The organism is Streptomyces sp. NBC_00158, from assembly GCF_045160885.1.
GTDB lineage: Bacteria > Actinomycetota > Actinomycetes > Streptomycetales > Streptomycetaceae > Streptomyces.
The window spans coordinates 4,697,093-4,717,720 of record NZ_CP108161.1 but is presented as its reverse complement, the minus strand read 5'-3'; the positions used below and the strand labels follow the sequence as shown (position 1 = coordinate 4,717,720).

The window sequence follows — 20,628 nt, the reverse complement described above, 5'->3', positions numbered from 1 at the left end:
CGACCAGACCAAGGAGTCGCGACACCCAAGGGGGGCTTAGCGCCATGAGCCAGGATTCCACCGCCGCTGTCGTCGCAGACGCGGGCCGGAAGCTCGCGGGGCGTCGCCGCAGGGAGATCGTCGCCGTGCTGCTGTTCAGCGGCGGGCCGATCTTCGAGAGTTCAATTCCGCTGTCCGTGTTCGGGATCGACCGGCAGGACGCGGGAGTTCCACGCTACCGACTGCTCGTGTGCGCCGGGGAGGACGGTCCGCTGCGGACCACCGGCGGACTCGAACTGACCGCGCCGTACGGGTTGGAGGCGATCGCCCGGGCAGGCACGGTCGTCGTCCCGGCCTGGCGCTCCATCACCTCGCCCCCGCCGCCGGAAGCGCTCGACGCGCTGCGCCTGGCGCACGAGGAGGGGGCCCGGATCGTCGGCCTGTGCACGGGAGCCTTCGTGCTCGCCGCCGCCGGGCTGCTGGACGGGCGGCCCGCGACAACGCACTGGATGTACGCGCCGACGCTGGCCAAGCGCTACCCGTCCGTCCACGTCGACCCGCGCGAGCTGTTCGTCGACGACGGCGACGTGCTCACGTCCGCGGGCACCGCGGCCGGAATCGACCTGTGCCTGCACATCGTGCGCACGGACCACGGCAGCGAGGCGGCCGGGGCCCTGGCCCGCCGGCTCGTCGTCCCGCCGCGCCGCACGGGCGGCCAGGAGCGCTACCTCGACCGGTCGCTGCCCGAGGAGATCGGCGCCGACCCGCTCGCCGAGGTCGTCGCCTGGGCACTGGAGCACCTCCACGAGCAGTTCGACGTGGAGACGCTGGCCGCCCGCGCCTACATGAGCAGGCGCACCTTCGACCGGCGGTTCCGCTCGCTCACCGGCAGCGCGCCGCTCCAGTGGCTGATCACCCAGCGGGTGCTCCAGGCACAGCGGCTGCTGGAGACCTCCGACTACTCCGTCGACGAGGTCGCCGGACGCTGCGGCTTCCGCTCGCCGGTCGCCCTGCGCGGCCACTTCCGGCGGCAGCTGGGCTCCTCCCCTGCCGCCTACCGCTCCGCCTACCGCGCGCGCCGGCCCCAGGCCGACGTGTCCCCGGTGTCGGAGATGCAGGGCTCGCCGGTGCCGCACCAGCGGACCCCGCAGCCCCAGCGGGCCGCGGCGGCCCTGGCCGCCTCCGGTCCGAGCGTGACCGAGCTGTACGCCCCGAGCCGGGTGCTGCGCGAGCACGCGTAGCCTTCGGCGCACGAGCGAGGAGGTCCCCCGCACCGGTAGAGCACCGGTGCGGGGGACCTTCGGCATAAGGTGGGGCGCATGAACGATCGCATGGTGTGGATCGACTGCGAGATGACCGGGCTCTCGCTGACGGACGACGCACTTATCGAGGTGGCCGCACTGGTCACCGACTCGGAGCTCAACGTGCTCGGCGAAGGCGTGGACATCGTGATCCGCCCGCCGGACGCGGCCCTGGAGACCATGCCTGACGTGGTGCGCGAGATGCACACCGCCTCCGGCCTGCTCGACGAGCTGGCCGCGGGCACGACCCTCGCCGACGCCGAGGCCCAGGTCCTGGCGTACGTGCGGCAGCACGTGAAGGAGCCGCGCAAGGCCCCGCTGTGCGGGAACTCGGTCGGCACCGACCGCGGGTTCCTCTCGCGCGACATGCCCGCGCTGGAGGGCCACCTGCACTACCGGATCGTGGACGTGTCCTCGGTCAAGGAGCTGGCGCGCCGCTGGTACCCGCGCGCGTACTTCAACAGCCCGCCGAAGAACGGCAACCACCGGGCGCTCGCGGACATCAGGGAGTCCATCGCCGAGCTGCGCTACTACCGGGAGGCGGTCTTCGTCCCGCAGCCCGGACCCGACTCGGACACCGCCCGCACCATCGCCGCCAAGCACGTGGTGACCGGCGAGTAGACCCTCCGGAGGGGGGCGCGGGGGAAAGGTGGAGCGAGCACCCTCCCGGACCCTGTACCCTTTTCTTCGGCCGGTCGTTCTGCGACCGGACATGGTGGGTGTAGCTCAGTTGGTAGAGCACCTGGTTGTGGTCCAGGTGGCCGCGGGTTCAAGTCCCGTCACTCACCCTGTGGGAAGGCCCCGGTACGCGGAAGCGGACCGGGGCCTTCTGCGTTTCCCGGCTCCTCACGTCGACCCGCGGACGATCAGCTCCGTCGGCAGGACGACCTCCTCCCGCTCCGCGCCGCCCCCGCCCGCGATCCGGGCCAGCAGCAGCCGCGCCATGGTCCGGCCCAGCTCCTCCGCCGGCGGCCGGACGCTGGTCAGCGGCGGGTCCAGGTGGCGGGCCAGCGCCGAATCGCCGAAGCCGACCAGCGCCACGTCCTGCGGCACCCGCCGCCCGGCCGCGCGCAGCTCCCGCCGGGCGCCCGCCGCCAGCAGGTCGGAGGCGGCGAAGACGGCGTCCAGGGCGGGCCGCCGCTCCAGCAGCTCCCGCATGGCCCGGCGGCCCCCGTCCTCGCCCGGTCCCCCGGCGGCGACGAGCCGTTCGTCCGGCGGGTGCCCGGCGGCGGCCAGGGCCCGCCGGTAGCCCTCCAGGCGGCGCCGGGCCCCCTCGTCCCCGGGCGGGCCCGCTATGGCGGCTATCGTCCGCCGGCCCCGCCCCAGCAGGTGCCGCACCGCCTCGGCGGCGCCCCCCAGGTGGTCGCAGTCCACGCTCGGCAGCGTCCCGGCGCCCGCCCCGCGCCCACCGGCCACCGCCGGGATCCCCGGCGGCGGCTCCACCGCCCCCGCGGCCGGCAGCAGCAGCCCGTCCACCCGGTGCCCGGACAGCGCCGGCGCCCCGCCCCCGAGGGCGAGGACCAGCTCCACCCCGGCCCCCGCCAGCGCCTCCGCGGCCCCGCGCAGCAGCCCGGCGAAGCAGGGTTCGGTGAGGGCGGGCGACTGCGGCTCGGGCAGCACCAGGGCGACGGCTCCGGCCCGGTCGGCGGCGAGCGCCCGGGCCGCACGGTCGGGGACGTACCCGAGCTCGGCGACGGCGGCCTCCACCGCCGCCCGGGTCCGCTCGCTGACCCCCGGCGCTCCGTTGACCACCCGGGAGACGGTGCCGCGCCCGACGCCGGCCCGCAGGGCGACCTCCTCCAGGGTCGGCCGTCCCCGCCCGCGCCCGTGACCGTTCATGGCTGCCTCCCGCTGCGAATCTACCTCCTGGTAGGGGCGGGAGCGCTCCCCTCACCGGGGGCTTCCGAAGCGGGCGTTCCGCGGCTAGCGTCCAGCGCGACGGGCAACGGTGCGCGCCGGAGAAACGGGAGGGTCGGCGTGCGGCTGGAGGTTGCCCCCATGTCCCGTTCCACCGCGTCCCGGCCCACCGCCGGGACGGCTCCCGCAGGGTTCCGCGGGGTGTTCGCCCTCGGCGGGCGCGCCCTGCCCGTCCACGCGTTCCTGGCCCGGCTGCCCGCCGCGCTCTGCCCCATCGGGACGCTGCTGCTCATCAACGACCGTGACGGCATCGGCGACGCCGGCGCCGTCGCCTCGGCGCTCTGGCTGGGCCAGGCCCTGGGCGGCCCGGTCATCGGGAGGCTGGCCGACCGGCGCGGCCACCGCCCGGTGCTGCTCGTGGCCTGCGCCGCGAACGCCGCCGTGCTGGGCGCGCTGGTCGCCGCCGTGCTGGCCGGGCTGCCGCTGGCCGCCCGCATGGCGCTGGCGGTGGCGGCCGGGCTGACGGTCCCGCAGGTCGGGCCGCTGGCGCGGGCCCGCTGGGCGCGGCTGGCCGGGGAGGACCGGGCCCTGCTGGGCTCCGCGCTGTCCTTCGACACCACCCTCGACGAGGTGGGCTTCGTGGTGGGGCCCGCGCTGGCCGGGATCCTCGCGGTGACCGTGCACCCGGCCTCGGCGCTGATGCTGGCGGCACTCCTGATCCTGGTGTCGGGGACCCTGTTCGCCCTCCACCCGAGCGCGCCCGGACCGGTCGCAGCCGCGGGCGCGCGGGCCGGCGTACGGCTGTGGTCGCCGGGGCTGGCCCTGCTGTTCACGATGGCCGTGCTCCAGGGGGCCGCGTTCAGCGGGGCCAACACGGGGGTCAACGCGCTGGCGGGCTCGCTCGGCGAGCCCGGCGCGGCCGGGCTGGTCTGGGCCGGGATGGCGGTGACCAGCTCGGTCGCCGGCCTGGTGACGGTGGCCCGGCCCGGGAACGCGGACCTGCCGGTGCGGCTGCGGTGGACGGTCGGCATCCAGGCCCTGCTCACCCTGCCGCTGCTCGCGGTGTCGGGGCTGTGGGGCGCGGCGGCGGCCGTGGCCGGGATCGGACTGGCGGTGGCCCCGCACCTGATCGCGCTGTTCGGGCTGGTCGAGCGGACGGGCCCGGCGGAGCGGATGGGCGAGGCCATGACCGTGCTGGGCAGCGGCCTGATCGTCGGTCAGGCCCTCGCCGCGGCGGCGGCCGGGCCGCTGGCCGCCGCGTACGGGTACCGGGCCGCGTTCGCCGTGTCCTGCGCGGCGGTGGCCGCGTCCGCGCTGCTGGGACTGGCGGCCGCGGGGCGGGTACGGTTCGGGGCCGCCGTCACGAGGACCGCAACGCCCCCAGTGCCTTCGCCAGGTCTTCCCCGGTCATGACGGGGGCGACCTCGATCTCGGCGTTGAACTCGTGGAACAGGTCCCAGGTCAGCGACGGCATCTGCGCGCTGTCCTGGAGGTCGAAGACGATCCAGCAGGAGCGCACGCCCTCGTGGAGGCCGAAGTAGGCCGCCTCGGGCTTGACCTTGTCCATCAGGCTCTTGATGGCCTGGGGCAGGCCTCCGGTGGTGATGCCCTCGTTGGTGGCGGCCGTGTCCATGTGGGCCCTGAGCATGACTCTCATGCGTGGCTCCTTCCGTCACGGCCACCCTCGGCGCGATACGGGGGCGCGGCAACATGTGCGCCCCCGTCCGGCTGATCGGGGCGGTGGTCAGGCGGCGGGGCCTTCGGCCGTCCGGATGTGGAAGTTGAACTCGGAGTGTCCCAGGGCGCCCATCACGCGCAGCCACACCGGGAGCAGCATCTCGGTGCCGCGCGCGGTCTCGATGCCGCCGAGGTCGAGGATGGCGCGGTCCGGCCAGCCGAAGGAGCCCAGCAGGTCGTGGACGGTCTTCTTCGCGTCGGCGTCCTCGCCGGAGAGGAAGACGGTGTGCTCGCCCGGCACCCGGGCCGGGTCCACCATGATCTGGCAGTTCATGGTGTTGAGGGTCTTGACCACGCGCAGTCGCGGGAAGGTCCGCTGGATCAGCTCGCCGAGGCTGTCGTCGTTGGCGGGGTCGAGGACGGGCGGGAAGCCCTTGGAGAAGTCCAGCGGGTTCGAGATGTCGATCAGGACCTTGCCGTCCAGGTCGGCCGCGTCGGCCTCGCCGAGGGCGTCGACGCTGACCCGGCCGCCGGTGGCGTTGACCAGGACCTCGCCGTCGCGCGCGGCCTCCGCGAAGCCCGCGAGGCCGATCGCCGGGTGGGCCGCCTGCCATGCGGCGTACTCGGCGCGGGCGAGGGTGGAGCCGGGGTCGCGGGTGCCGATGACCACCTCGTGGCCGAGGGAGTCGAGCCGGGCGGCGACCGTACGGCCGACGACGCCGGTGCCGAGAACTGCGTAACGCATGCGGATGTCCCATCAGGATCGGTTCTGCACGTGCCGGGCGCGGGATGCGGCCGCTACGGGACCGGCGTGTACCGGCCCCCAACTGGCGCGATCCGTACGGTATTCCACGGCGCGGGGGCGGAGACTGGACATCTACCCGGGAGAGGTGCCCATGACGGTGAAGTGCAAGGTGTCCGCGGTCTTCTTCGACGATGAGGGTTTCGAGGCGGAGTGCACGCTTCCGGAAGGGCATCCGGGCGAGGTGCACCACGATCCGATCATCGGCGACTGGGACTGGGACGAGGTCTACAACGGCCGCCGCTCCTGATCGCGCCCGCCTCCGGCCGGGCGGCGGGCGTCAGGCGCCGCGGCGCTTGCGGCGGGCGCGGCGGCCGCGGGCGCCGCCCTCACCGCCCCGGGTCCGGCCGTCCAGCGCGATCCACACCCGCACCTCGGTCCCGCCGAGCACCGATCGCCCGATCCGGACGTCGCCGCCGGTGGACTCGGCGACCCGCCGCACGATGTCCAGGCCCAGCCCCGTGGAGCCGTCCCGGGCGCCGTCGTTGCCGCGGCGCAGGGCGGCGTCCGGGTCGGCGATGCCGGGGCCGGCGTCCGAGACGAGGACGATGACGGCGTCCCCGGCGTCGTGCACGTCCACCGCGAAGGGGGTGCCCTCCGGGGTGTGCCGGAAGACGTTGCCGAGCATGGCGTCGAGCGCGGCGGCCAGTTCGGGGCGGGCCACCGGGATGCGCACGGTGCGGTCCACGCCCGCGAGCCGGACCTCGCGGCCCTCGTCCTCGGCCAGCGCCGACCAGAAGGCCATCCGGTCGCGGATCACCTCGGAGGCGTCGCAGCCGGCGGTGGCGGTGCTGGCGGGCGGGCGCTGTTCGCGGGCGGTACGGATGATCGTGTCGACCTCCCGTTCCAGCTGCTCCACCGCCGCCCGGGTGTGCTCGGCGGCCGGGCCGTCCCCGAGGGAGGCCGCGTTGAGCCGCAGCACGGTCAGGGGCGTGCGCAGCCGGTGCGAGAGGTCGGCGGCGAGCTCGCGTTCGTTGGCGAGGAGTTCCACGACCTGGTCGGCCATCGAGTTGAACGCGACTGCGGCCGAGCGGAGTTCCTTGGGGCCGTCCTCGGGCACCCGGGCTCCGAGCCTGCCCTCCCCCAGCTGGTGCGCGGCGTCCGCGAGCCGTTCGGCGGGGCGCACCAGGCGGGCGCCGAGCCGGTCCGCGACGGCCACCGAGCCGATGACGAGGGCGAGTCCGACGCCGCCGAGGATCAGCCAGGCGGTGGTGACCCCGTTGCTGACCTCGCTCTCCGGGACGTAGATCTCGATGACGGCGATGTCGCCGGAGCCGAGGGCGATGGGCTGGAGCAGGGCCGAACCCCCGCCGGGGACGCGGGCGGTGGTGGCGCGGCCGAGGGAGCGGGTCTCGGCGACGGCGTGGGCCCCGGCGCGGCCGTCGCCGATGTCCACGGCCGCGGCGCCGCCGATCGCGGGCACGTGCACGGCCATCCGTCCGGCGGCGCCCATCTCGGTGGACTCCACGGCCCGGCGCAGCTGGGCGGGTTCGGTGGTGATGGACAGGGTCGGCCCCATGGTGGCGGCCTGCCGCTCGGCGTTGGAGAAGGCCCGGTCGCTGGCCATCTCCCGCACGACCATCGCCAGCGGCACCGCGAAGGCCAGGACCACCATGGTCGTGACCGCGAGGCACACCTTGACCAGCGCCCACCTCACAGCGGCGGCTCCAGTTTCACGCCGACGCCGCGCAGGGTGTGCAGGTAGCGGGGCCGGGCGGCGGTCTCGCCGAGTTTGCGGCGCAGCCAGGACAGGTGCACGTCGATGGTCTGGTCGTCGCCGTACGACTGCTGCCAGACCTCGGCGAGGAGTTCGCGCCGGGCGACGACCACCCCGGGCCGGCCGGCGAGGAAGGCCAGCAGGTCGAACTCGCGCCGGGTGAGGTCGAGTACGGCGCCGTCGAGTTCGGCCTGGCGGCGCAGCGGGTCGATGGCGAGCCCGCCGACGCGCAGGACGCGCGAGGGGGGTTCGGCGCCCGCGGCGGCGCGGGCGCGGCGCAGGACGGCGGCCATCCGGGCGGAGAGGTGCTCGACGGAGAAAGGTTTGGTCAGGTAGTCGTCGGCGCCGTCGTTGAGGAGCCGGACGATCTCGGCCTCGTCGTCGCGGGCGGTGGCGATGATGACCGGAACGTCGGTGATGCCGCGCAGCATCTTCAGGGCCTCGGACCCGTCGAGGTCGGGCAGTCCGAGGTCGAGGATGACCACGTCGAAGCGGTTGTGGGCGACTTCGCGCAGGGCCTCCAGGGCCGTGCCGACGCTCCGCACGGTGTGGGAGGCCTCGGTCAGGTGCCGGATGAGGGCGGAACGTACGAACTGGTCGTCCTCGACCACGAGCACACTAGCCATGGGCGCACCGTAGTCCATCCGGGGGACCCGGGGAGGTGCCGGGACGGGCTTGTGACGTGTGGTGCAGTATGTGCCCTGATGCGACGAGGACCTGTACATGCCATGGCCTGGGTGCTGGCGACCGCGGCCGCCGTGACCCTGTCGTGGTGGGGTGTGCACACGGTCATGTCGGGGACCGCCTACGATCCCCCGCGCGCGGTGCCGTTGACGGCGAGGGCGCCGGAAGCGACGCCGTCGCCCTCCGCCACCCCGGGGCCGGATCCGGCGCCGACCCCCTCGGGCTCCCCCTCCGCCTCCCCGTCACCCCCGGCGTCCGCACCGGCCCAGACCGGCCCCTCGTCCTCCCCGGGCGCGAAGCCGAAGCAGTCGCCGGAGCCGGGCCGGCGCCCGTATCCGGAGGGCGGCGGGGGCGGCGGGGGCGGCACGGTGAAGAGCTACTCGGTGTCGGGCGGCCGGGTCGTGTTCGACCTCGGGACCTCCTCGGCCGGGCTGGTCTCGGCGACCCCGGAGGCGGGCTGGCGGATGCAGGTGTGGAAGCAGGACTTCTGGATCCGGGTCACCTTCACGCAGGGCACGCGCGAGGTGTCGGTGTTCTGCACCTGGCACGACCACCCGCCGGTGGTGGAGACCGTCGACCCGTAGCGGGTGCCTAGCGGAAGACCGAGGGCGGCGGCTGCGGGGAGGGGACGGCGCAGGCGTCCTTCACCGGGGTGGCGCCGCCGGTGAAGTCGGCCAGGGCGCGGCCGTGTTCCACCCGGCCGGGGTGCGGGTCGCTCGCCACGCGGCGGGTGAACTCCGCCACGGGCAGCTCCCGGTCGGAGGCCACGAGCACCGCGTTGCCGAAACGTTTCCCCCGCCAGACGACGGGGTCCGCCGCCAGCGCCAGCCGCCCGAACCGCGAGGCGGCCGTGGCGACCTGGCCCCGCAGGTGCGCCAGCGGCGGGCCGTCCGCCAGGTTGGCCACGTACCAGCCGGTGGGCGCGAGCGCCCGGCGCACCTCGTCCAGGAACTCCCCGCTGGTCAGGTGGGCCGGGGTGCGCGCCCCGCTGAACACGTCCGCTATGACCAGGTCCGCCCAGCCGTCGGGCACCTTCGCGAGCCCCGCCCGCGCGTCCACGGCCCGTACGCGGATCCGCGCCTGCGGGTCCAGCGGCAGGTGTTCCCGTACGAAGGCGACCAGGGCCCCGTCCAGCTCCACCACCTGCTGGGTGGAGCGGGGGCGCGCGGCGGCCGTGTAGCGGGCCAGGGTGAAGGCGCCGCCGCCCAGGTGCACCACGTTCAGGGGCTGCCGGGCGGGCGCGATCAGGTCTATCAGGTGGCCGATCCGGCGCTGGTACGCGAAGTCCAGGTACCCGGGGTCGTCCAGGTCCACGTGGGACTGCGGGGCTCCGTCGATCAGCAGGGTCCAGGCGCGCGAGCGCTCGCGGTCCGGGGCCAGCTCGGCCAGACCGCCGCCCACCTGCCCGGCGACCGGTCCGGCGGCCGTTGCCGCGCCGCCCCTGCTGCCCCTGCTGCCCTTGCTCTTGCCTGCCACGCCCCCATTATCGCTGGCCAGAGCATCACCGACAGTTGTCGGCCGCCTCGATCAGCCGGGCCGCCTCGCCCAGCGCCGCGCGCAGCACCTCGGGATCGGTGACCGGCCCCACGGCGTCGGGGGGCAGCAGCCAGCCCGTACCGCCCGCCGTGGGCGCGGCGGCGAGGTCCCCGAAGCGCATGCCGCGCCCGTTGGTCTGCGTACAGGCACTGCCGGGCAGGTCCCAGGCGTCGGCGGTGCCGGGCGGGACGAGGAAGCCGAGGGTGTCGTCGGAGCCGTCGTGCAGCACCGGCCCGACCCCGGGGGCGGCCAGGCCCGCGCCGCGGCGGATGATGTCCACCGCCTCCAGGCCCTGGCGGGTGGGCACGGTCACCAGGTCCGGGGCCGCGGAGGGGACCTGCGGGCCCAGGGCCGAGGCCGGGGAGGTCGCGCCGGATCCGGGCGCGGTGTTCGTTCCGATGCTGTCCATGCCGGCCTCCACCAAGGGGAACCCCTCCTCGATCCGTATCCGCATGGGTTCAACGCACGGAAGCGTCAACGGGTGCGGCGGCAAGACGCCGCAAAGGATGGCAGTTCATGGCGGATCGCGGGTGAGATATCCGTTTTGTAGCCAAACACCGCGTGAACCACCCGCCGCTGGCGGTACGTTCATGCGCGCCGGAGCCCTGACTCCGGAGCGAGATCGACAGGGATCGACAGGGATCGACAGGGGTCCTGCTTCCCGCGGGACACCTGGGATCGTCCAGAGAGGCACACGTCCATGGCGGCGTCCCCCCACTCACCCAACTCCTCCTTCCGCCGCCTGCGCGGACAGCACTCCCCCGCCGAGTTCGCGGCCATGGTCCGCCGCGCGGGCCGGGAGATCGGCGAAACGGTTTCCTGCGACGCCCGCTACATCGGCCGGGTCGAGTCGGGCGAGATCCGCTGCCCCAACTACGCCTACGAGCGGGTCTTCCTCCACATGTTCCCCGGCCGCACCCTGGCCGACCTCGGCTTCTCCCCGCGCGAGGCGGTGCGCGGCCGGGGGGCGCAGCGCACGCTGCCGGCGCCGCCGGTCCTCACCCACCTCGTCCAGCGTTCCAAGGAGAGCGACGTGCTGCGTCGCGCGTTCATGACGGGCGGCTCCGCGACCGTGGCGGCCGCGACGCTCAGCCTCACCCTGCTCGGCGACGGCCGCCGGATCCCCTCCCGCGCCGGCGAGGCCGAGGCCGACGCCGTCGAGGACGCGGTACGGCAGATCCGGCTGCTGGACGACCGGCACGGCGCCGACGCCCTCTACCGGCGGGCCTCCCAGCCCCTGAAGACCGCGTACGCACTGCTCGACGCGGGCGCCACCCGGCAGTCCACCGAGGACCGGCTGCACGCCGGGGCCGGAGAACTGGCCGTCTCGGTGGGCTGGCTGGCGCACGACTCGGGCCGCTTCGAGGACGCCCGCTCGCACTACGCGGAGGCCCTCGCCACCGCCCGGGTCTCCGGCAACGCCGCGCTGGAGGCCCACGCCTTCAGCAACATGGCCTTCCTGGCCCGGGACCGCGGCCGCCACCGCGAGTCCGTACGGGCCGCCCAGGCGGGCCGGCTCGCGGCCCGCTCACTGGGCTCGCCCCGGCTGCTGGCCCTGCTGGCACTGCGGGAGGCGGGCGGCTGGGCGGGGCTCGGGGACCGCCGGGCCTGCGAGGAGTCCCTGGCCCGGGCGCACACGGAGTTCGCGCGGGGCGCGTCGCCCGCCGACCCGGAGTGGATGTCGTTCTTCGGCGAGGCCGAGCTGGAGTCGCTGGAATCCCGCTGCTGGGCCGCCCTCGGGGAGCACGCCCGGGCCGCCCGGCACGCCCGGCGCGCGGCGGACCTCCAGGACCCGCACTTCGCGCGGAACGTCGCCCTCTACACGGCGGAGCTCGCCGACGACCTGGCCCGCGCGGGCGCACCCGACGAGGCGGCCTGGGCGGGCGGCCGGGTACTGGACCTGCTCTCCGAGGTGCGGTCGACCCGGATCCGGTCGATGCTCGCGGGCACGGCCCGCACTCTGGTCCCCCACCAGCGCTCCCCGCGCGTCGGCGCCTTCCTGATCAGGCACGCCGAGGTCTGACGCTCTCCGGGCGACGCCGCGTTTCGGCTGCGGGCCCGCCGTGGCCGAGCGCGCAGTTCCCCGCGCCCCTGGCGGGACGCGGCTGCGGCGGCCTGCGTTTCCCGCGGTCCGGGCGGCTAGCCCTCCAGGTGGCCCGTGTCGTTCCAGCGTTCCAGCGCCGGGGCGCCGTACGCCCAGCCCAAGACCGACAGGGAGGTGGGGTCCAGGCGGATGCGGGCGCCGAAGGAGGCCTCGAAGCCGAGCCAGCGGGCGGCGAGCGTACGCAGGATGTGGCCGTGGGCGAAGACGAGGACGTCCCGCTCCGCCGCCCGGGCCCAGGCCACGACCTCGTCCGCGCGCGCCGAGACGTCGGCGACGGACTCGCCGCCCGGGACCCCGTCCCGCCAGATCAGCCAGCCCGGCCGGACCGCCTGGATCTCGGCCGGGGTCATGCCCTCGTAGTCGCCGTAGTCCCACTCCATGAGCGTGTCCCAGGGGTCGGCCTGGGCCCCGAAGCCGGCCAGGTCACAGCTCTCGCTCGCGCGGACCAGCGGGCTGGTGCGCACCTCCAGGCCGCGCAGGGCCGCCCAGGGTTCGCGGGCCAGGCGCTCGCCGAGCCGCTTCGCCCCCAGCCTGCCCTCCTCCAGCAGCGGCACGTCCGTGCGTCCCGTGTGCTTGCCGAGCAGGGACCATGCCGTCTGGCCGTGGCGGGCCAGCAGGATGCGCGGGGCCATCTGTGTTTCTCCCGGTCCGTGGGGGTTCGGTCCGTCCATCATCGCCGACGCCGTCGCAAGGGCGGGGACCGGACCGTTTCCGCCGTATGACCACGATTGTCAGTGGCGGATGGGACACTTCCGCCCGTGAGCTCCTACCCGCCCGACGGCCCGCCCCAGACGACACTGCGGCAGCGGCTCGCCGACCTGCGCGGCCCCGCCGTGCCGCCCCGCCCGCTCGACGCGCGGGCGCTCGCCGCCCTCGCCGCCAACCCCGGCTGCGGCAGACGGGCCCTGCTCGACGGCGCCGGGGTGGACAAGACCGCGCTCGCGGCCGCGCTGGGCTCCCCCGCCGCCTTCGGGCAGTCGCAGTTCGCGATCGTCCGCGGCAACTCCTTCGAGGCCCGGGTCAAGGGCGACGGCGGAACGGAACTGCTCCGGCTCACGCACGCCCGCCTGGGCGGCGGGGCCGAGCCGCCCGGGCCGGACTCCCGGGTGCCGGACCTGACCGCCGCCGGACCCGAGGGGCGTGCCGCGCGGACGGCGCTGGCCCTGCGGGAGGCCACCGCCGCGCGGACGTGGACCCTGCTGGACCATCCGATGCTGGCCCTGGAGGTGGCGGGCACCCCCGCCTACCTGGAGCCCGACGCCGTCGTGGTGCACCCCGACGGCCGCTGGACCGTGGTGGAGATCAAGTCGTTCCCGCTGATCGACGGGTCCGCCGACGCCGCGAAGGTGGGGGCCGCCGCCCGGCAGGCCGCCGTGTACGTGCTGGCCCTGGAGCAGACCGCCGGCAAGCTGGAGGGCGCCGAGGTCGGCCACCAGGTGCTGCTCGTCTGCCCGAAGGACTTCTCCAACCTGCCCACAGCCGCGCTCGTGGACGTACGCCGGGAGCGGTCGGTGACCCGCCGCCAGCTGGAGCGGCTGACCCGGGTGGAGGAGCTGGCCGAGGGGCTGCCGCAGGGGCTCAGCTTCGACCCGGCCCGGCCCGCCGCCGAGCTGACCGAGGCCGTCTCCGCGGTCTCCGCCGCCTACGCCCCCGAGTGCCTGGCCGCCTGCGAACTGGCCTTCCACTGCCGGGAGCGGGCCCGCGACGCCGGGGAGCCGGCCGCGCTGGGCCGTGCCGTGCGGAGCGAGCTGGGCGGCCTGACCACCGTCGGGACCGCCCTCGCCGCGGCCGCCGGGACCTGCTCCGGCGAGGGCCGCGGAGCCGGCCCCGACGACGACCCCACCGCGGCCGCGCTGCGCCGGGCGGCCCGGCTGCGCGCCGAGGCGCTTGCGCTGGCCGCCGCCCGACCCCCGTACCAGGCCCCGGAGACCCCCGAATGCCCCTGCTGAGCACCCTGGCCCGGCTGGAGGCGGTCCGCGCGGGCCGCGCCCAGCCGCTCGCGACCGTGCGCCACCGCCACCTGGGCGCCGAGCCGCTGGTCTTCGTACCGCTGACCACCGCCGGTGAGGCGGGCGCCCCGCTGGGCGCGATGCTGGGCACGAACCGGCACGAGCCGCGGATCTTCGTCATACCCCAGCCGCGCGACCGCGACCTGCGCTGGCGGTTCCTGGCCGACCTGGCCGTGCACGTCATGGCGTACGTGGACGCGTACGCGGACGTCGTCGAGCCGGCCGAGCGCACCGAGACCGACCCGGAGACCGGCAAGAAGGTCAAGGTCGAGGCCGAACTGTGCGTGGACGCGCCGCAGATCGTCGTGCCGAGCCGGGCGGGCGTCGAGTACGTGCGCCTGCTGGGCCGGTCCATGCGGTTCCGCCGGACCGCCGAGGAGGACCCGGAGAACCCGTACCCGGCACCCACCCAGGTCCCGCTGCTGGGCCGCTGGTTCACGCACCTCGCCGAACGCTCCCGCGTCCCCGGCTCCTCGATGCTGCTGTCCGCCACCGAGCTGCTGGGCCGGCACTGGGCCACGGGCCAGAGCAACCTGGAGGACCAGCACCTCGGGGCGCTGCTCGGCTGGATCGACCCGCCGGAGGGAGTCTCGGGCGCCGAGTTCGCGCTGCGCGTGGAGCTCGCGCGTGACGCGGACGGACAGTTGACGGTCCCGCCGGCCGGCCCGGCCACCGACCCGGCCTTCGACAACAAGCTGCTGGCACCGGCGATCGCGAAGTTCGACGCGGCGCGGGCGGCCGACGCGGACGACGGCGGGGACACCGCGCGCTTCGCCGAGCGGGCGGTGCGGCGGCTGGTCCTCGGCCAGATGGAGACCGCCTGGTGGCAGACCTGGGCGGCCGTCGACCTCATGCGCACCCTGCCGCCCGGCGAGCGGACCGAGGAGCGCTGGACCCGCGACCGCTGGTCCTTCACCGGCCACCGCGACCGCGTCCGGGCGGGCGAGCCGCCGCAGCCGCGCCGCGACGACGCGGTGACGGCGGCCCAGAAGCTGGCCACTCGGGAGACCGAGCAGGTGCGCCTCGACGCGCAGGAGGCGCTGGACGACCCGCTCGTCATGGCGGGCCGCCGGTTCGCCGGCGAGGCCTTCGCCGGCGAGGTCACCGAGGTGCTGATGGAGTGGACGGAGGGCAAGCGCCCCCGGCCGCGCCCGCTGGTGACGGTGGCCACCGAGGACCTGCCGCAGCTCGCGGACGCGGGCGGCGGGAAGGTGTTCCGCTCGCTGGACGGGCGGCAGCAGGCCTTCGAGTTCGTGCGGTACGAGGAGGACGGGCAGCTGGTGCTGCGCGTGCTCGACAAGATGGGCGCGGGCCGGGAGCCGGTGGCGGGCTCGGTGCCGGAGAAGGGCGACCGGGACTGCTGGACCCTCTTCGAGCACGACGCGCGCGGCGGCCCGAAGCTGCCCGACCCGGAGAACACCCCGTGGACGCACGGCGGCCCGCCGGGCTCCGCGACCGCCCCCGCCCTGGACGCCGTGACCGACGAGGACCTGCTGTGACCACCGCCTTCGACCCGGGCGCGGCCGCCGGCCGGGCCACCGCCGCCATCCTCCACGACACCCTGCACGGCACCGAGCGGGGCGTGGTGGTGGACTCCCCGCCCGGCGCCGGCAAGTCGACCCTCGTGGTGCGGGCGGCCCGGGAACTGGCCGCCGCCGGGCGCCGGCTGATGGTGGTCGCGCAGACCAACGCGCAGGTCGACGACCTGGTGGTGCGGCTCGCCGAGAAGGATCCGGAGCTGAAGGTGGGCCGGCTGCACAGCAGCGACGGCGACGCCTACGACCCGGCGTTGCGGGGGCTCCCGTCGGTCACCCTGTCCGCCAAGCCGGCGGACCTGGCGGAGCTGCCGGTGACCATCTCCACGGCCGCCAAGTGGGCGTACGTGAAGGCCGACGCGCCGTGGGAGCACGCGATCGTCGACGAGGCGTACCAGATGCGCTCGGACGCGCTGCTGGCGGTGGCCGGGCTGTTCGAGCGGGCGCTGTTCGTGGGCGACCCGGGGCAGCTGGACCCGTTCAGCGTGGTCGGGGCGGAGCAGTGGGCCGGGCTGTCGTACGACCCCTCGGCGTCGGCGGTCTCCACCCTCCTGGCGCACAACCCCGGGCTGCCGCAGCACCGGCTGCCGGTGTCGTGGCGGCTCCCGGCGACGGCCGCGCCGCTGGTGTCCCGCGCCTTCTACCCGTACTCGCAGTTCCGCAGCGGCACCGGCCCCGGCGAGCGGCGCCTCGCGTACGGGGTCGCGGGGGACGGGTCGGGCCCGGACCGGGTGCTGGACGAGGCCGCCGCCTCGGGCTGGGGGCTGCTGGAGCTGCCCGCCCGGCACACCCCGCGCACGGACCCGGAGGCGGTGGGGGCGGTGGCCCTGGTGGTGCGCCGGGCCCTGGACCGGGGTGCGGTGACCTCGGACGAACGCTCCCCCGCCCCCACCCCACTGACCCCGGACCGCATCGCCGTCGGCACCGCCCACCGCGACCAGGCGGCGGCGGTCCGCACGGCGCTGGCCGCGCTGGGCGTCACCAGTGTCACGGTGGACACGGCGAACCGGCTCCAGGGCCGCGAGTACGACCTCACGGTGGTCCTGCACCCCCTGTCGGGCCGCCCCGACGCGACGGCGTTCCACCTGGAGACGGGCCGCCTCTGCGTCCTGGCCTCCCGGCACCGGCACGCGTGCGTGGTGGTGGCCCGGGCGGGCATAGCGGCACTGCTGGACGACCACCCGTCGACGGAACCGGTCCAACTGGGCGTGACGGTCAAGTTCCCGGACGGCTGGGAGGCGAACCATTCGGTCCTGGCCCACCTCGCCGAACACCGCACCCCCTGGCGGCCGTAACGGCCTGGGCAGGCACCCACCCCACCCGCCGGACGGAGTCCGGCACGCCGCCGGAGGCGGCCGGTGAACACAGCCCGGACGGCTGGGAGGCGAACCATTCGGTCCTGGCCCACCTCGCCGAACACCGCACCCCCTGGCGGCCGTAACGGCCTGGGCAGGCACCCACCCCACCCGCCGGACGGAGTCCGGCACGCCGCCGGAGGCGGCCGGTGAACACAGCCCGGACGGCTGGGAGGCGAACCATTCGGTCCTGGCCCACCTCGCCGAACACCGCACCCCCTGGCGGCCGTAACGGCCCACGCAGGCACCCACCCCACCCGCCGGACGGAGTCCGGCACGCCGCCGGAGGCGGCCGGTGAACACAGCCCGGACGGCTGGGAGGCGAACCATTCGGTCCTGGCCCACCTCGCCGAACACCGCACCCCCTGGCGGCCGTAACGGCCTGGGCTACTGCTCCCCGAACAGCATCCACTTGTCCACCGTCGCCAGCGGGGCGAAGCCGGCGCGGGCGTAGACCTCGTGTGCGTCGGCGGTGGCGAGCATGATGCGGCGCAGGCCGTACGGGGCCAGGTGGGTCTTGACCGCCTCGACGAGGGCGGCTCCGAGGCCCTTGCCGCGCGCGCCGGGGTCCACGTACACGTCGCACAGCCAGGCGAAGGTGGCCCGGTCGGTGACGATCCGCGCGTAGCCGAGCTGGGCGCCCGAAACGCTGTCGTACGCGCCGAAGTTCAGGGAGGAGGCCACTGCGCGGTCGTGGCTCTCGCGGCTGCGTCCCAGGGCCCAGTAGGCGTCCTCGGACAGCCAGCGGTGGACCCGCTCGTTGTCGAGCCGGTCGGGGTCGGTGGAGATCTCGTAGCCGTCCATCGGGCCATCCAACAGCGTCCGTCCCGGCCCGGCCAGCGGATATCAGTCCGCGGGACCGCCCCAGCCGGGCGGCAGCAGGTCCCAGGAGGAGCGGCCGAGCCATTCCCCGAAGGTGACCGGCCTGCCGCCGCCCGCGTGGTCGAGGGAGAGCCGGACGATGCGGTCGCAGCTGGCGCGCCCGTCCCACCACATCGTGCCGGCCAGCGGCCCGGAGACCGCCAGCAGGGTGGAGAAGCCGCAGCCGTGCTCCTGGAGGCGCATCGCGCCCGCCGTCCGGCCGTCCTCGAACACCTCGCACTCCGCGTCCCAGGCGTTCCAGGCCGCCGTCATCTCGGCGGGGTCGTCGAAGTCCTCCTCCCGGGGTTCGGCCTCCCACAGCGCGCGGTCGGCCTCCACGTAGGAGTCGGGGTGCGGGAACGGCTCCGGCAGCAGGTCGCGGCGGAGCTGGTCGTCCCCGGGCCAGCGCCAGCCGTCCTCGGTGCGGACCACGCCGAACCCGTCGGGGTCCGGGCCGCGCAGGTAGGCGCGGTAGTCGGCGGGGAAGCGGACGCGGAGCTCGCGCTCGGCGTCGGCCACCTGGTCCTCGGTGAGCGGCGGCCGCAGGGTCATGCGGGGATCGTACGACTAGTCGGTGCGGCCCTTGCGGGCGATGCCGAAGTGGCGGCGGAGGGTCTCGCCGGCGTCGGCGAGGGCCTGGAGCTGCTCCGGGGCGAGGACGTCGATCAGGTGCCGGCGTACGGATTCCACGTGCAGCGGGGCCGCCGCGGTGATGGTGTCCACGCCCCGTTCGGTGAGCACCACCTCGGCGCCGCGGCCGTCCCCGGCGACCTCCTCGCGGCGGACGAGGCCGCGCTGCTGCATGCGGCTGATCTGGTGGGAGAGGCGGCTGCGCGACCACTGCATCAGCCCGGCGAGGGCGCTGATCCGCATGCGGTGGCCCTCGGTCGAGCCGAGGGCGGACAGGACGTCGTAGTCGGCCTCGGAGAGCGCGCTGTCCAGGTTGAGGTCACGCGCGATCTCCGCGTCGACCAGGGGGAACATCCGGCGCCACGCGTACCAGGCGTGCTGCTCGGACTCGGTGAGCCAGCGGGGGTGGGCCGGCTCGGGCGCGTCGGTCATGGAGTCACCCTACCCAGGTTGGTGACACATCAACAATGTAGTTGACATATCATGCATCAGCGATTTCCCTAGGTGACACGTCAACAACCAGAATGCGACCGGCACACCGCACCTGAACACAACGGGAGTTCGCACCATGACCCGACTGCTCGTCATCTCCGCCGCCACCCGCCCCACCTCCTCCGGACGCCCCCTCGCCCAGTGGGTCACCGGCCAGGCCCGCGACCACGGCGCCTTCGAGGTCACCCCGGTGGACCTCGCGGAGCTCGCGCTGCCGTTCCTCGACGAGCCGGAGTACGCCTCCAGCGGCAACTACGCCCACCAGCACACCCGCGACTGGAGCGCGCTCGTCGACTCCGCCGACGCGTTCCTGTTCGTCCTGCCGATGTACAACGGCGGGTTCACCGCCCCCTTCAAGAACGCCGTCGACTTCCTCTACCGCGAGTGGCGGGGCAAGCCGGTCGGCCTGGTCAGCTACAGCGCCGGCGGCACCGGCGGCGCCCCGGCGGCACAGATGCTGCTGCCCGTGCTCACCCAGCTCGGCATGCTGCCCGCCGAGCGCTCGGTGGCGGTCCCCGGCATCCCCGGCCTGATCGGCGCCGCGGGCTTCGAGGCCCCCGAGGGCCTGGCCGGCGAACTGGCGGGCGTACTGGACGACGTCGCGGCCCTGGCGAAGGAGCCCGCGGCGGCCTGACTCCCGCACCCTTGCGCGCGGCTGGACAATGGAGGGTGGCCCAGGATCCGGAGCGCAGCAGGAGGACACGCATGGCAGAGCCCGAGCGGACCGAGCGGAGGCAGCGGCCTGCGCCGCTGCTCTTCGAGCCCTCGGAGGCCGCCACGGACCCCGAGCACTTCTTCGACCTGGAGTCGATCGAGGACCCGCGCGAGCTGCTGGCCCGGGCGACCGAGCTGACGCTGGCGTTCCGGGCCGCGCAGGACCGGGCGGTGGAGTTCCAGGCCCTGGCGGCGGCCCAGCTGGCGGACCCGCGACGGTTCGACCGGCTCCCGCCTGAGGCCATCGCGGCGATCGCGGAGTGGACCGAGGACTACGCCCGCAAGATGATCGAGTTCGGCGAGGACCTCCAGCGCGGCACCACCCCCGACACGGTCTAGCCACCCCGGCCGGGCGCGGCCGGAACGGGGCCCGGCCCTCCGGACGGCAGGGGCGCCGGCGACCGGAACCCGGGCACGGGGCGGGCCCCGGCGGCGACCGCACCGGTCCCGGCCCGACCGGGACCGGCCCAGCCCGGGAGCGACCCATCCCGGGAGCGGCCCCGCCGGCCGGAGCTCGACCGGGCGGCCCCGGGAAACCGGCGGAGCCGTGTGGCATATGCGCGGCGCAAGATACCCCAGGACCCCTCGCGCCGTCCCGGTTTTCGGTAACTCCGCGAAACGACTGCGTCACACCGGGTACATCTGGCATATGACGACCCTGACGACGGCCGCCGGCTGCCCCGCCCTCGACGGCCCCGACGCACGCACCGCGCCCGCCACCCAGGTCACCCCGCAGGGCGCCGCCTGGCTGGCCTCCGCTTCGGCGCACCCGCAGGAGACCCTGGCCGCCTGGCAGGCGCGGCCCGCCTCGCCCGCCGCGCTGCCCTGCGGGACCGCGTTCGACGTCGTCAACGTTCCGCTCGTGCTCGGCCGCCGGATGCTCGACCTGCTCTGGGAGCGGGGGCCGGGCTCGGGGCCGGCCGCCGTCCACCGCGGCCGGATGCTGCTCTTCGCCGCCCCCGGCACCGCCCAGCGGCTCCCGGCGCTGCTCGCCTGGGAGGAGTGGGGTCCGGCCGCCCCGGCTCCGCTGTGCCACGGCCACGGGGACGCCGTCACCGTGCCGCCGCTGGCCGCCGCCCCGGGGCCGTCGCGGTGGCTGGTGGCCCCGGACACCCGGCTGCCCTGGCTGCCGGGGCCGGACTCCCTGCTCTGGGCGTTCCTGCACGCGGCCCGCGGCCCGGTATCGATTTTTGGTTCGGCCGAAACGGATGCTAATGTCTACGACGTCAGCAGGCGCCGCTAGCTCAGTTGGTTAGAGCAGCTGACTCTTAATCAGCGGGTCCGGGGTTCGAGTCCCTGGCGGCGCACAGACGGGAGAAGGCCCCCGCTCTTCGGAGCGGGGGCCTTCTTCGTGCGCGCGGGACAGTCGCGTTCA

General features: G+C 75.4%; 24 protein-coding genes and 2 tRNA genes. 14 read left to right on the top strand and 12 right to left on the bottom strand.

Annotation, left to right across the window (positions count from 1 at the left end):
* Positions 1 to 44 precede the first annotated feature (44 nt).
* From OG553_RS21760 to OG553_RS21750, 3 genes are all read left to right on the top strand, one after another.
* Positions 45 to 1,220 (top strand): helix-turn-helix domain-containing protein, encoded by a 1,176-nt coding sequence (locus tag OG553_RS21760; protein WP_125817271.1) that lies wholly within the window; start codon positions 45 to 47, stop codon positions 1,218 to 1,220.
* Positions 1,221 to 1,298: 78 nt separating this feature from the next.
* The gene (gene orn, locus OG553_RS21755) at positions 1,299 to 1,901 is read left to right on the top strand and encodes an oligoribonuclease (RefSeq protein ID WP_405980586.1); all 603 of its coding nucleotides are present in this window, start codon (positions 1,299 to 1,301) and stop codon (positions 1,899 to 1,901) included.
* A gap of 94 nt (positions 1,902 to 1,995) precedes the next feature.
* Positions 1,996 to 2,068 (top strand) — tRNA-His (locus tag OG553_RS21750).
* A gap of 58 nt (positions 2,069 to 2,126) precedes the next feature.
* Here OG553_RS21750 and OG553_RS21745 read toward each other — a convergent pair.
* Positions 2,127 to 3,119, bottom strand: a complete 993-nt coding sequence (locus OG553_RS21745) for a LacI family DNA-binding transcriptional regulator (RefSeq protein ID WP_405980585.1) — start codon at positions 3,117 to 3,119, stop codon at positions 2,127 to 2,129.
* Between the two features lie 159 nt (positions 3,120 to 3,278).
* Between OG553_RS21745 and OG553_RS21740 the strand changes: the two genes are divergently transcribed.
* Positions 3,279 to 4,550, top strand: a complete 1,272-nt coding sequence (locus OG553_RS21740) for an MFS transporter (RefSeq protein WP_405980584.1) — start codon at positions 3,279 to 3,281, stop codon at positions 4,548 to 4,550.
* Here the strand turns inward: OG553_RS21740 and OG553_RS21735 are convergent.
* Together OG553_RS21735 and OG553_RS21730 are read right to left on the bottom strand one after the other, a co-directional pair.
* On the bottom strand, positions 4,498 to 4,794 hold the full coding sequence (locus tag OG553_RS21735; protein WP_405980583.1) for a DUF3303 family protein: 297 nt from the start codon (positions 4,792 to 4,794) through the stop codon (positions 4,498 to 4,500). The two genes, OG553_RS21740 and OG553_RS21735, sit on opposite strands and share 53 nt — an antisense overlap.
* An 87-nt stretch (positions 4,795 to 4,881) precedes the next feature.
* Entirely contained in the window at positions 4,882 to 5,559 is a 678-nt protein-coding gene (locus OG553_RS21730) for an NADPH-dependent F420 reductase (RefSeq protein WP_405980582.1), read from the bottom strand.
* 151 nt (positions 5,560 to 5,710) lie between these two features.
* On the opposite strand from OG553_RS21730, the gene OG553_RS21725 reads away from it, so the two are divergent.
* On the top strand, positions 5,711 to 5,866 hold the full coding sequence (locus OG553_RS21725; protein WP_405980581.1) for a hypothetical protein: 156 nt from the start codon (positions 5,711 to 5,713) through the stop codon (positions 5,864 to 5,866).
* Between the two features lie 30 nt (positions 5,867 to 5,896).
* Here the strand turns inward: OG553_RS21725 and OG553_RS21720 are convergent, their stop codons facing one another.
* The 3 genes from OG553_RS21720 to OG553_RS21710 form a co-directional block, all read right to left on the bottom strand.
* Positions 5,897 to 7,273 (bottom strand): sensor histidine kinase, encoded by a 1,377-nt coding sequence (locus tag OG553_RS21720; protein ID WP_405980580.1) that lies wholly within the window; start codon positions 7,271 to 7,273, stop codon positions 5,897 to 5,899.
* The gene (locus OG553_RS21715; protein WP_185899126.1) at positions 7,270 to 7,959 is read right to left on the bottom strand and encodes a response regulator transcription factor; all 690 of its coding nucleotides are present in this window, start codon (positions 7,957 to 7,959) and stop codon (positions 7,270 to 7,272) included. The genes OG553_RS21720 and OG553_RS21715 overlap by 4 nt, the downstream gene beginning before the upstream one ends.
* A 179-nt stretch (positions 7,960 to 8,138) precedes the next feature.
* On the bottom strand, positions 8,139 to 8,384 hold the full coding sequence (locus OG553_RS21710; RefSeq protein ID WP_405980579.1) for a hypothetical protein: 246 nt from the start codon (positions 8,382 to 8,384) through the stop codon (positions 8,139 to 8,141).
* A 1-nt stretch (position 8,385) separates the two neighbouring features.
* Here OG553_RS21710 and OG553_RS21705 point away from each other — a divergent pair, with 1 nt between their 5' ends.
* Complete coding sequence (locus tag OG553_RS21705; protein ID WP_405980578.1) at positions 8,386 to 8,601, top strand: hypothetical protein; 216 nt, start codon at positions 8,386 to 8,388, stop codon at positions 8,599 to 8,601.
* Positions 8,602 to 8,608: 7 nt separating this feature from the next.
* On the opposite strand, the gene OG553_RS21700 is transcribed toward OG553_RS21705, so the two are convergent.
* The gene (locus tag OG553_RS21700; RefSeq protein WP_405980577.1) at positions 8,609 to 9,493 is read right to left on the bottom strand and encodes a spermidine synthase; all 885 of its coding nucleotides are present in this window, start codon (positions 9,491 to 9,493) and stop codon (positions 8,609 to 8,611) included.
* Between the two features lie 25 nt (positions 9,494 to 9,518).
* Positions 9,519 to 9,962: a hypothetical protein gene (locus tag OG553_RS21695; RefSeq protein WP_405980576.1), complete on the bottom strand. Its 444-nt coding sequence runs from the start codon at positions 9,960 to 9,962 to the stop codon at positions 9,519 to 9,521.
* A 291-nt stretch (positions 9,963 to 10,253) separates the two neighbouring features.
* Between OG553_RS21695 and OG553_RS21690 the strand changes: the two genes are divergently transcribed.
* Positions 10,254 to 11,576 (top strand): tetratricopeptide repeat protein, encoded by a 1,323-nt coding sequence (locus OG553_RS21690; RefSeq protein ID WP_405980575.1) that lies wholly within the window; start codon positions 10,254 to 10,256, stop codon positions 11,574 to 11,576.
* Between the two features lie 116 nt (positions 11,577 to 11,692).
* On the opposite strand, the gene OG553_RS21685 is transcribed toward OG553_RS21690, so the two are convergent.
* Positions 11,693 to 12,289, bottom strand: coding sequence for a histidine phosphatase family protein (locus tag OG553_RS21685; protein WP_405980574.1), 597 nt, complete (start codon positions 12,287 to 12,289; stop codon positions 11,693 to 11,695).
* Positions 12,290 to 12,385: 96 nt separating this feature from the next.
* Here OG553_RS21685 and OG553_RS21680 point away from each other — a divergent pair, with 96 nt between their 5' ends.
* The 3 genes from OG553_RS21680 to OG553_RS21670 are packed head-to-tail and all read left to right on the top strand — an operon-like array spanning position 12,386 to position 16,496.
* Positions 12,386 to 13,606 (top strand): hypothetical protein, encoded by a 1,221-nt coding sequence (locus OG553_RS21680; protein ID WP_405980573.1) that lies wholly within the window; start codon positions 12,386 to 12,388, stop codon positions 13,604 to 13,606.
* A complete protein-coding gene (locus OG553_RS21675; protein ID WP_405980572.1) occupies positions 13,594 to 15,165 on the top strand; it encodes a hypothetical protein in 1,572 nt (523 codons plus the stop codon). The genes OG553_RS21680 and OG553_RS21675 overlap by 13 nt, the downstream gene beginning before the upstream one ends.
* Entirely contained in the window at positions 15,162 to 16,496 is a 1,335-nt protein-coding gene (locus OG553_RS21670; protein ID WP_405980571.1) for an AAA domain-containing protein, read from the top strand. Before OG553_RS21675 ends, OG553_RS21670 begins: the two co-directional genes overlap by 4 nt.
* Before the next feature lie 447 nt (positions 16,497 to 16,943).
* Here the strand turns inward: OG553_RS21670 and OG553_RS21665 are convergent, their stop codons facing one another.
* Genes OG553_RS21665 through OG553_RS21655 form a run of 3 tightly spaced genes read right to left on the bottom strand, consistent with a single transcriptional unit; the run spans position 16,944 to position 18,479 of the window.
* Positions 16,944 to 17,360 (bottom strand): GNAT family N-acetyltransferase, encoded by a 417-nt coding sequence (locus OG553_RS21665; protein ID WP_405980570.1) that lies wholly within the window; start codon positions 17,358 to 17,360, stop codon positions 16,944 to 16,946.
* 42 nt (positions 17,361 to 17,402) lie between these two features.
* Positions 17,403 to 17,969, bottom strand: a complete 567-nt coding sequence (locus OG553_RS21660; RefSeq protein WP_405980569.1) for an SMI1/KNR4 family protein — start codon at positions 17,967 to 17,969, stop codon at positions 17,403 to 17,405.
* Between the two features lie 15 nt (positions 17,970 to 17,984).
* Positions 17,985 to 18,479, bottom strand: coding sequence for a MarR family winged helix-turn-helix transcriptional regulator (locus OG553_RS21655; RefSeq protein WP_405980568.1), 495 nt, complete (start codon positions 18,477 to 18,479; stop codon positions 17,985 to 17,987).
* Between the two features lie 136 nt (positions 18,480 to 18,615).
* Between OG553_RS21655 and OG553_RS21650 the strand changes: the two genes are divergently transcribed.
* The 4 genes from OG553_RS21650 (at position 18,616) to OG553_RS21635 (ending at position 20,560) form a co-directional block, all read left to right on the top strand.
* Positions 18,616 to 19,173, top strand: coding sequence for an NADPH-dependent FMN reductase (locus tag OG553_RS21650; protein WP_405980567.1), 558 nt, complete (start codon positions 18,616 to 18,618; stop codon positions 19,171 to 19,173).
* Positions 19,174 to 19,244: 71 nt separating this feature from the next.
* On the top strand, positions 19,245 to 19,592 hold the full coding sequence (locus tag OG553_RS21645; RefSeq protein ID WP_362461827.1) for a hypothetical protein: 348 nt from the start codon (positions 19,245 to 19,247) through the stop codon (positions 19,590 to 19,592).
* A 310-nt stretch (positions 19,593 to 19,902) separates the two neighbouring features.
* Positions 19,903 to 20,496 (top strand): bifunctional DNA primase/polymerase, encoded by a 594-nt coding sequence (locus OG553_RS21640; protein ID WP_405980566.1) that lies wholly within the window; start codon positions 19,903 to 19,905, stop codon positions 20,494 to 20,496.
* Positions 20,487 to 20,560: transfer RNA gene (locus OG553_RS21635), tRNA-Lys, on the top strand. Before OG553_RS21640 ends, OG553_RS21635 begins: the two co-directional genes overlap by 10 nt.
* The last annotated feature ends 68 nt before the right edge of the window (positions 20,561 to 20,628 follow it).

Bases quoted from the DNA above. Each gene is read 5' to 3' on its own strand.
- OG553_RS21760 (WP_125817271.1), top strand. From the start codon at position 45: ATGAGCCAGGATTCCACCGCCGCTGTCGTCGCAGACGCGGGCCGGAAG.
- orn (WP_405980586.1), top strand. From the start codon at position 1,299: ATGAACGATCGCATGGTGTGGATCGACTGCGAGATGACCGGGCTCTCG.
- OG553_RS21745 (WP_405980585.1), bottom strand. From the start codon at position 3,119: ATGAACGGTCACGGGCGCGGGCGGGGACGGCCGACCCTGGAGGAGGTC.
- OG553_RS21740 (WP_405980584.1), top strand. From the start codon at position 3,279: ATGTCCCGTTCCACCGCGTCCCGGCCCACCGCCGGGACGGCTCCCGCA.
- OG553_RS21735 (WP_405980583.1), bottom strand. From the start codon at position 4,794: ATGAGAGTCATGCTCAGGGCCCACATGGACACGGCCGCCACCAACGAG.
- OG553_RS21730 (WP_405980582.1), bottom strand. From the start codon at position 5,559: ATGCGTTACGCAGTTCTCGGCACCGGCGTCGTCGGCCGTACGGTCGCC.
- OG553_RS21725 (WP_405980581.1), top strand. From the start codon at position 5,711: ATGACGGTGAAGTGCAAGGTGTCCGCGGTCTTCTTCGACGATGAGGGT.
- OG553_RS21715 (WP_185899126.1), bottom strand. From the start codon at position 7,959: ATGGCTAGTGTGCTCGTGGTCGAGGACGACCAGTTCGTACGTTCCGCC.
- OG553_RS21695 (WP_405980576.1), bottom strand. From the start codon at position 9,962: ATGGACAGCATCGGAACGAACACCGCGCCCGGATCCGGCGCGACCTCC.
- OG553_RS21690 (WP_405980575.1), top strand. From the start codon at position 10,254: ATGGCGGCGTCCCCCCACTCACCCAACTCCTCCTTCCGCCGCCTGCGC.
- OG553_RS21685 (WP_405980574.1), bottom strand. From the start codon at position 12,289: ATGGCCCCGCGCATCCTGCTGGCCCGCCACGGCCAGACGGCATGGTCC.
- OG553_RS21675 (WP_405980572.1), top strand. From the start codon at position 13,594: ATGCCCCTGCTGAGCACCCTGGCCCGGCTGGAGGCGGTCCGCGCGGGC.
- OG553_RS21665 (WP_405980570.1), bottom strand. From the start codon at position 17,360: ATGGACGGCTACGAGATCTCCACCGACCCCGACCGGCTCGACAACGAG.
- OG553_RS21660 (WP_405980569.1), bottom strand. From the start codon at position 17,969: ATGACCCTGCGGCCGCCGCTCACCGAGGACCAGGTGGCCGACGCCGAG.
- OG553_RS21655 (WP_405980568.1), bottom strand. From the start codon at position 18,479: ATGACCGACGCGCCCGAGCCGGCCCACCCCCGCTGGCTCACCGAGTCC.
- OG553_RS21650 (WP_405980567.1), top strand. From the start codon at position 18,616: ATGACCCGACTGCTCGTCATCTCCGCCGCCACCCGCCCCACCTCCTCC.
- OG553_RS21645 (WP_362461827.1), top strand. From the start codon at position 19,245: ATGGCAGAGCCCGAGCGGACCGAGCGGAGGCAGCGGCCTGCGCCGCTG.
- OG553_RS21640 (WP_405980566.1), top strand. From the start codon at position 19,903: ATGACGACCCTGACGACGGCCGCCGGCTGCCCCGCCCTCGACGGCCCC.